Source organism: Amycolatopsis anabasis (assembly GCF_009765355.1).
In the GTDB taxonomy this organism is placed as follows: Bacteria; Actinomycetota; Actinomycetes; order Mycobacteriales; family Pseudonocardiaceae; genus Amycolatopsis; species Amycolatopsis anabasis.
On sequence record NZ_VTHK01000044.1, the window covers coordinates 31,838 to 40,858 of the forward strand.

1 protein-coding gene and 1 pseudogene are annotated in these 9,021 nt (G+C 72.0%); both read right to left on the bottom strand.

The genetic code is table 11. The features are described from left to right. A pseudogene (locus FXO23_RS38115) lies at positions 1-3,519 on the bottom strand (type I polyketide synthase); the annotation flags it as partial. Next, positions 3,516-9,017, bottom strand: a complete 5,502-nt coding sequence (locus FXO23_RS38120) for a type I polyketide synthase (RefSeq protein ID WP_218952276.1) — start codon at positions 9,015-9,017, stop codon at positions 3,516-3,518. The pseudogene FXO23_RS38115 and the gene FXO23_RS38120, both read right to left, overlap by 4 nt. Positions 9,018-9,021 lie beyond the last annotated feature (4 nt).

Genomic DNA, 9,021 nt, shown 5'->3' on the forward strand with positions numbered 1-9,021 from the left:
CGATTCGTCCGTGGCCTGCAAGGACAACGCGTCCGGGCCGGCGGAAGCCACCCGCACCCGCAGCACCGGCGCGCCGGTCGCGTACAACGAGACCCCGCGCCAACTGAACGGCAGGCGAGCGCCGTCGTCGTCGCGTTCGAGCACCGGGTCCGCCGGGTGCAGTGCCGCGTCCAGCAGTGCCGGATGCAGCGCGAAACCGGCGGCCTCGGCGCGCTCGGGCAACCGGACCTCGGCGAAGATCTCGCCGTTGCCTTGCCAGGCGGCGACCAGGCCCCGGAACAGGGAGCCATAGGTGAGCCCCGCTTCGCCCAGCCGGGCGTAGATCTGGTCGACCGGCAACTCCGCGGCCTCCGCGGGCGGCCACTCGAAGGCGAACGACGGCGCCGGGTCGGCGGCGGTGAGGCTGCCGCTGGCATGCCGGGTCCAGGGTTCGTCCGCGCGCCGCGAATACACCGTCACCGGACGGGCACCGGTTTCGTCGGCCGCGTCCAGCACGACCTGGAGCTGTACCGATTCGTCCTCGGGCAGGACCAGCGGGGCTTCCAGGGTCAGTTCCTCGATCCGGTCGAGACCGGCCTCTTCCCCGGCACGCAACGCGAGTTCGACGAAGGCGGTTCCCGGCAGGATCACCGTGCCCAGCACGGCGTGGTCGGCCAGCCACGGATGCGTCCGCAGGGAAAGCCGACCGGACAGCAGGAAGCCGTCCGAACCCGGTAGCGGCGCGGCCGCACCCACCAGCGGGTGGTCCGCGGGGGACAACCCGACGGACTCCAGATCGCCGATGTCCGCGGCCCCCGCCTCCGGCCAGAACCGCTTGTGCTCGAAGGGATACGTGGGTAGCTCCACCGGCCGCGCACCGGTATCGGCGAACACCGCGCGCCAGTCCGGGGACACGCCGCGCCCGTGCAGTTCGCCCATCGACAGCAGGAACCGGTCGAATCCGCCCTCGTCGCGCCGGAGGGTGCCGATCGCCACGCCGTCGTCCACGATCTCCTGGACCGCCATGGTGAGCACCGGATGCGGGCTCGCTTCGACGAAGACCCGGTGTCCCTGCTCCGCCAGGGCGCCGATCGCGGTGTCGAACCGGACGGGCTCGCGAAGGTTTCGGTACCAGTAGTCGGCATCGAGTTCGGCGGTGTCGAACCAGTCGCCGGTCACCGTCGAAAAGAACGGGATCTTGCCGACGGCCGGGCGGATCTCGGCCAGTACCGTGCGCAGCCGGTCCCGGATGTCTTCCACCTGAACGGAATGTGAGGCGTAGTTCACCGGAATCCGTTTCGCCCGTACCTCCTCGGCCTCGCAGGCGGCGACCAGTTGGTCCAGCGCTTCGGGTTCACCGGAGACAACCGTCGACAGTGGACCGTTCACCGCCGCGATCGAGATGCGGCCCGCCCAGCCGTCGATCCGCTCGCGCACCCGTTCCGCCGGGAGCGCCACCGACACCATTCCGCCACGACCGGCGAGCACCTCGCCGATCAGCTGGGAACGCAAGGCCACTACGCGCGCCGCGTCCTCAAGCGACAGCGCGCCCGCGACACAGGCCGCCGCGATCTCCCCCTGCGAATGCCCCACCACCGCCGCGGGCTCCACCCCGTAAGCACGCCACAGCTCCGCCAGCGATACCAGGACCGCGAACAGCACCGGCTGCACCACGTCCACTCGGTCCAACGAGGGAGCATCCGGCTCGCCGCGCAACACCGCCGCCACGGACCAGCCGACGTGCGGTTCCAGCGCGGCCGCGCATTCGGCGAGCCGCCGGGCGAACACCGGCGCCGAGTCCAGCAGGGCGACGGCCATACCGGGCCACTGCGAGCCCTGACCGGGGAAGACGAACACGACCGGGTCATCGGCGTCGGCCGTCCCGCGGACCACGTTCGCCGGGGATTCGCCGTCGGCTACCGACCGCAGGCCGCGCACCAGGTCCGCGCGGTCCGCGCCGACCACCACCGCCCGCCGCTCAAACGCGGTGCGCGTGGTTGCCAGCGACCACGCGATGTCCAGGTCCCGCAGGCCGGGCTCGTCTTCCACCCGCGCGAGCAGCCGCCGGGCCTGGGCCCGCAGGGCCGCGTCGGTCTTTCCGAAAAGGAGCCACGGCAACGGACCGGACCAGCCGACCCCCGCCTCATCGACACGGTCCTCGGCCGCGTCCTGTTCCAGGATCACGTGTGCGTTGGTGCCGCTGATCCCGAAGGAGGAAACCCCGGCGCGCCGCGGCCGGTCCAGGTCCGGCCAGGGGATCGCCCCGGTGAGCAGTTCCACCGACCCCGTCGACCAGTCCACGTACGGTGATGGCTCGTCGACGTGCAGCGTCGGCGGCAGCACGCCGTGCCGCATCGCCTCGACCATCTTGATCACCCCGGCCACCCCGGCGGCCGCCTGGGTGTGCGCGATGTTCGACTTCACCGAGCCGAGCCAGAGCGGGCGATCGCGGTCCTGGCCGTAGGTGGCGAGCAGGGCGTTCGCCTCGATCGGGTCACCCAGACTCGTCCCGGTCCCGTGCGCCTCGACGGCGTCCACATCGGACGGTGACAAACGGGCGTTGGCGAGTGCCAGCCGGATCACCCGCTCCTGGGACGGACCGTTGGGCGCGCTGAACCCGCTGCTGGCCCCGTCCTGGTTGACCGCGGATCCCCGGAGCACCGCCAGCACGCGACGCCCGTGGGCGCGCGCGTCGGTCAGCCGTTCGACCAGCAGCACGCCGATCCCCTCGGCCAGGCTGAATCCGTCGGCCGCGGCGGCGAACGCCTTGCACCGGCCGTCGCGAGCCAGGCCGCGCTGGCGACTGAACGTGACGAACGGGTCCGGCACCGAGATCACGGTCACTCCCCCGGCCAGCGCCAGCGAGCACTCGCCGGAACGCAGGGAGCGCGCCGCCAGGTGCAACGCCACGAGCGAAGACGAGCACGCAGTGTCCACGGTGACCGCGGGCCCCTCCAGCCCCAGCGTGTAGGACACCCGGCCGGACACCAGGCTGCCGCCGGTGCTCATCGACAGGGTCCCGTCGCGGCCCTTCGGGGTTTTGGCCAGTGCGGCGCCGTAGTCCATTCCGCTGATCCCGGCGAACACCCCGGTGCGGCTGCCCCGCAGGGATTCCGGGGCGACGCCCGCCCGCTCGCAGGCCTCCCACGAGACCTCCAGGAGCAACCGCTGCTGCGGATCCATCGCCAGCGCCTCACGCGGCGAGATCCCGAAGAACCCCGGATCGAAATCCCCCGCGCCCTCCAGGAACCCGCCCTCCCGGACATAGGTGGTGCCGGGGTGGTCCGGATCCGGGTGGAACAGCGCTTCGGCATCCCAGCCGCGGTCGGCGGGGAACCCGGAGACCCCGTCCCCGCCCGTCGACACCAGCCGCCACAGGTCCTCCGGCGAGGCGATCCCGCCCGGGAACCGGCAGGCCATGCCGACGATCGCGATCGGTTCGTGGTCCCGGTCCTCCAGTTCACGCACCCGCTGCCGGGCCTCGCGGGTGTCGTTGATGGCCCGCTTGAGGTATTCGCGGAGCTTTTCCTCGTCGGTCACGCGATCTCCACTCCTCGGTCGAACCCGTCGTCCACCAGCGCGAACAGCTCTTCGTCGGTCGCCGAGGCCAGATCGTCCGCTGGTTTGCCGCGCTCATCGCAGATCGCCAGCAGCTGCCGCAGCATCCCGGCGACGCGGTCCTGTGCGTCCACATCGGACACGATTTCCGGCAACTTGGCCCGGATCCGGTCCAGCTCCGCGAGCACCGGTTCCGCGGCGGACACCTCGTCCAGCTCGAGTTGCTCGCGCAGATGCCGGGCGAGTTGCTCGGGCGTCGGATAGTCGAAGACCAAGGTGGCGCGCAGCCGCGCACCGGTGACCCGCAACATGCGGTTGCGCAGTTCGACCGCGGTGAGGGAGTCGAAACCCAACTCGAGGAACGGCCGGTGCGGCGCGATCGCGGCGCCGGACTCGTGCCCCAGCACCGCGGCGGCATGCGAACGGACCAGATCGAGCAGCTCGCGGTTCCGGTCCGCTTCGGACAGCCCGGCCAGCTTGCGCACCAGTGATGCGCCATCCGATTCTGTGTCCCTTGTGGACGGTGCGGGAACCAGTTCGCGGAACAGCGGCGGCAGGGAATCCGCCTGAGCACGCATGGCCGCCAGGTCCAGCCGGACCGGCACCAGGTTCGCGTCGTCCAGGCCGTGGCTGGCGTCGAGCAGGGCCAGGCCCTCGTCGACGGAAATCGGCAACGCGCCGTTGCGGGCCATCCGCGCGAGCGTGGTCTCGTCCAGGCGGCTCCCCATTCCGTTGGCCTCGTCCCACATGCCCCAGGCCAGCGACACACCGGGGAGTCCCCGCGCGCGCCGGGATCCGGCGAGGGCGTCGAGGAACGCGTTCGCGGCCGCGTACCCACCCTGACCGGGCCCGCCGAACGTGGTCGCACCCGAGGAGAAGACGATGAACGCGGCGAGGTCCAGCCCCGCGGTCAGCTCGTGCAGGTGCCACGCGCCATGCAGTTTGGGCCGCAGCACCCGTTCGATCTGGTCGAGGGTCAACGATTCGACCACACCGTCGTCCACGATTCCGGCGGTGTGCACCACACCGGTCAGCGGATGGTCCGCGGGGATCGTGTCCAGGGTCCGGGAAAGCTGGTCCCGGTCGGCCACATCGCAGGCGGCGAAGGTGACGTGCGCGCCCAGCTCGCCGAGTTCGGCCGCCAACTCCGGGGCGCCTTCGGCTGCCAGTCCACGCCGGGACAGCAGCATCAGGCGCCGTACCCCGTGCGCCGCGACCAGGTGCCGGGCCACCAGGCGCCCGAGCCCGCCCGAGGCGCCGGTGATCAGGACCGTGCCTCCCTCGGCGAACCCGAAACCGGCCGGTTCGGGCGGGGTGACCCGGGCCAGCCTGGGCACCCACAGGCGACCCGCCCGCACGGCGATCTGGGGTTCCCCGGTCGCCACGGCCGCGGGCAACTGCCCGGCGGCGGCTTCCGGATCGTCGACGTCGACCAGGGTGAACCGGTCCGGGTGTTCCGATTGCGCGCTGCGCACCAGTCCCCAGATCGGCGCACCCGCCAGGTCCGGTTCCGCCGCGGCGTCCACCGACACGGCACCGCGGGTCACCAAAACCAGACGTGAGTCGGCGAACCGATCGGCGGCCACCCAGGACCGCAACGCGTTCAATGCTTCCGCGAGCGCGTCCCGTGCGGCGGCGGGGACGTCTCCGACCTCGGCTGTGGGTACGGGCACCACCACGAAGTCGGGTGCCGGGGCGCCCGCCTCGACGGCCTCGGTCAAGGCTGCCAGCGAACCGAACGCCCCGGTGTGGTCGCCGGTCTCCAGCCAGCCACCCCAGCCCCAGTCATCGGAGCCCACCAGCGCCACCCGCGACTGCTCGGCCGGTACCAGCGGAATCTCCGTCCAGCCCACCCGGAACAGCGAGTTGCGGCGCACGCGCCCGCTGTCGTTCAGCTGCGCCGCCGACACCGGCCGCATCACCAGCGATTCCACCGACGCGACCGGCGCACCGGACTCGTCGGTCACCTCGACCGAGACGGTGCCGGTCCCCACCGGGGTCAGGCGTACCCGGATCGCGGCCGCTCCCGGCGTGTGCAGGGTGACGCCGGTCCAGCTGAACGCGATGCTGCCCGCGGAGTCGTCCGATTTGGCGAACGCGGAACCCAGCCCCATCCCGTGCAGCGCGGCGTCCAGCAACGCGGGATGGATGCCGAACCGGGCGGCGTCGCCGCGCGCGTCCTCGGGCAGGCGGATCTCGGCAAGAATATCGTCCCCCTGCTGCCAGGCGGCTTGGAGCCCCTGGAACGCCGGGCCGTAGTCGATGCCGGACTCGGCGAGGTTCGGGTAGAGCTCGGCGACCGGTAGCGGGGTCGCCCCGGCGGGAGGCCATTCCCCGCTCCCGGCCGGCTCCGGGGTCTCGCCGTCGGCGAAGGTCCCACTCGCGTGCCGGGTCCACGGTTCGTCGTCCGCGGCGTCGGCCGGGCGTGAATGAATGCTTACGATTTCCTCCGAAACCTGCACCTGGACGTGGAACTCGGCATCCTCGGCCAGCACCAGCGGGGCTTCCAAGGTCAGTTCCGCCAGTGCGCGGCGGCCCAGTTCCGCCCCGGCGCGCAGGGCCAGTTCGACGAACGCCGAGCCCGGAGCGATCACCGTGTCCAGGACGGAGTGCTCGGCGAGCCACGGCTGGGTGCGAGTCGACAGGAGACCGGTGAGCACGGTTCCTTCGCCGTCGGCGAACCGGACGGCGGCCCCGAGCATCGGGTGGTCCGCCGCGCTCAGCCCCAGCGCGGTGACGTCGGCGGGGTGCCCGGCACCCGGCGGTGGCCAGAACCGCGCGTGCTGGAAGGGATAGGTGGGCAGTTCCACGGTCCGCGGGCCGGAGTCGGCGAACGCGGCCGTCCAGTCCACCGCCACGCCGTGGACATGGGCTTCCGCCAGGGACAGCAGGAATCGGTCCAGCCCGCCTTCGTCGCGGCGCAGCGTGCCCAGCGCGGCGCCATCGTCGTCCAGGGTTTCCTTGACGGCCATGGTGAGCACGGGGTGCGGGCTCACCTCGAGGAACGTCCGGTAGCCCTGGTCTGCCAGGCTCCGCACCGCGTCGGCGAACCGCACGGGCTCGCGCAGGTTCCGGTACCAGTACTCCCCGTCCATCCCGGCCGTGTCGAGCCAGTCGCCGGTGCGGGTGGAGAAGAACGGAACCGCCGCCTTGACCGGGACGAGCGCGGCGAGCGCCTCGATGAGCTGCTCGTGAATGTCCTCCACCTGCGCCGAATGCGAGGCGTAGTCCACCGGGATCGTCTTCGCGCGGATACCGCCGGCCGTGCACTCCGCGACCAGTTCGGCCAATGCCTCCGGCTCGCCGGAGACGACTGTCGACAGTGGACCATTCACCGCCGCGACCGAGATCCGGCCGTCCCAGCGCGTGATCCGCCCGCGGACGTCCTCGACCGGCGCCGCGACCGAGACCATTCCGCCGCGGCCGGACAGTTCGGCGGCGATCAACCGGGACCGCAGGACCACCACTCGCGCGGCGTCCTCGAGCGACAGCGCGCCCGCGACACAGGCCGCCGCGATCTCCCCCTGCGAATGCCCTGCCACCGCCGCGGGCTCCACCCCGTAAGAACGCCACAACTCCGCCAGCGACACCGCGACCGCGAACAGGAGTGGCTGCACCACGTCCACGCGGTCGAAGGAACCGTCCCGCAACGCGTCGGCGACGGACCAGTCCACCAAGGATTCGATCGCCTTGGCGCAGTCCGCGAACGCCCGCGCGAAGGCCGGGGCGGAATCCAGCAATGCCCGGGCCATTCCGGCCCACTGGGCCCCTTGACCGGGGAACACGAACACCGTCCGGCGTACGCCCGGAGGCACGGCGCCCGCAACCACGTTCGGCGCCGGTTCACCGCGAGTGAACGTGAGGAGGGCGGCACGGAGATCGTCTCGATGGTGCCCGACGATCACCGCTCGCTGTTCGAACGCGGAGCGGGTCGTGCTGAGCGAATGCCCCACGTCGACCGGATGCAGCTCCGGCCGTTCGTCTACAAAGGACAATAGACGCCGGGCCTGCGCCCGGAGGGCTTCCCCGGTCTTTCCCGCGAGCACCCACGGCACCGGGCCATGCGCGCCGGCCGCACTCGGCGGTTCCTCGGTCGGCGGCGCCTGTTCGAGGATCACGTGCGCGTTGGTGCCACTCACCCCGAAGGACGAAACCCCGGCTCGGCGCGGGCGATCGAGGTCCGGCCAGGGGGTCGCCTCGGTCAGCAGTTCGACGGACCCCGAGGACCAGTCCACCTGAGCGGACGGCTCGTCGATGTGCAGGCTCGGCGGCAGGACACCGTGCCGCATGGCCTCGACCATCTTGATCACCCCGGCCACGCCCGCCGCGGCCTGGGTGTGGCCGAGGTTCGACTTCACCGAACCCAGCCGGACCGGCACGTCCCGATCCTGTCCGTAGGTGGCGAGCAGGGCCTGCGCCTCGATGGGGTCACCGAGCCGGGTGCCGGTGCCGTGCGCCTCCACAGCGTCCACATCGGACGGTTCGAGCCGGGCGTTCGCCAGCGCCTGCCGGATCACCCGCTCCTGCGAGGGACCGTTCGGCGCGGTCAGCCCGCTGCTGGCGCCGTCCTGGTTCACCGCGGACCCGCGCACCACGGCGAGCACACGATGACCGCCCCGCTCGGCGTCCGAAAGCCGCTCGAGGGCGAGCATGCCGATGCCCTCACCCCAGCCGGTGCCGTCCGCCGCTTCCGCGAACGCCTTGCACCGGCCGTCGGCCGCCAGACCGCGTTGGCGGCTGAACTCGATGAACCCTTCGGGGGTGCACATGAGCGACACACCGCCGGCGATCGCCAGCGAGCATTCGCGCGCCCGCAGGGCCTGGCCGGCCAGGTGCAGCGCGACCAGGGACGACGAGCACGCCGTGTCCACGGTGACCGCGGGGCCCTCCAGGCCGAAGGTGTAGGAGATGCGGCCCGAGGCCACGCTCGCCGCGTTCCCGATCCCGATCTGCCCTTCGAGTTCCTCCGGTGGGTTGAGCAGGAGCATGGGATAGTCCCGCCCATTGGTCCCGACGAACACGCCCGTCCGGCTGCCCCGCAGCGACTCCGGGTCGATGCCCGCGCGCTCGAACGTCTCCCAGGAGACCTCCAGCAACAGGCGGTGCTGCGGATCCATCGCGAGCGCTTCGCGCGGCGAGATCCCGAAGAACCCCGGGTCGAACTCGCCCGCGTCGTGGAGGAAGCCACCCTCGCGGACATAGGACGTGCCGGGGTGGCCGGGATCGGGATCGAACAGCGCGGCCAGGTCCCAGCCGCGATCGGCCGGGAACCCGGACAACGCGTCCCGCCCGTCGGCGACCAGCCGCCACAGCTCGTCCGGCGAACCGGCCCCGCCGGGGAACCGGCACGCCATCCCGACGATCGCGATCGGCTCCCGGGTCTCGGCGGCCAGCTGCCGGTTCTGCCGCTGGAGGCGTTTGACCTCCTTGAGCGAGTCCCGCAGCGCTTCGACGATCTCCGTCTGGGGCGTATCCGTCATGCTG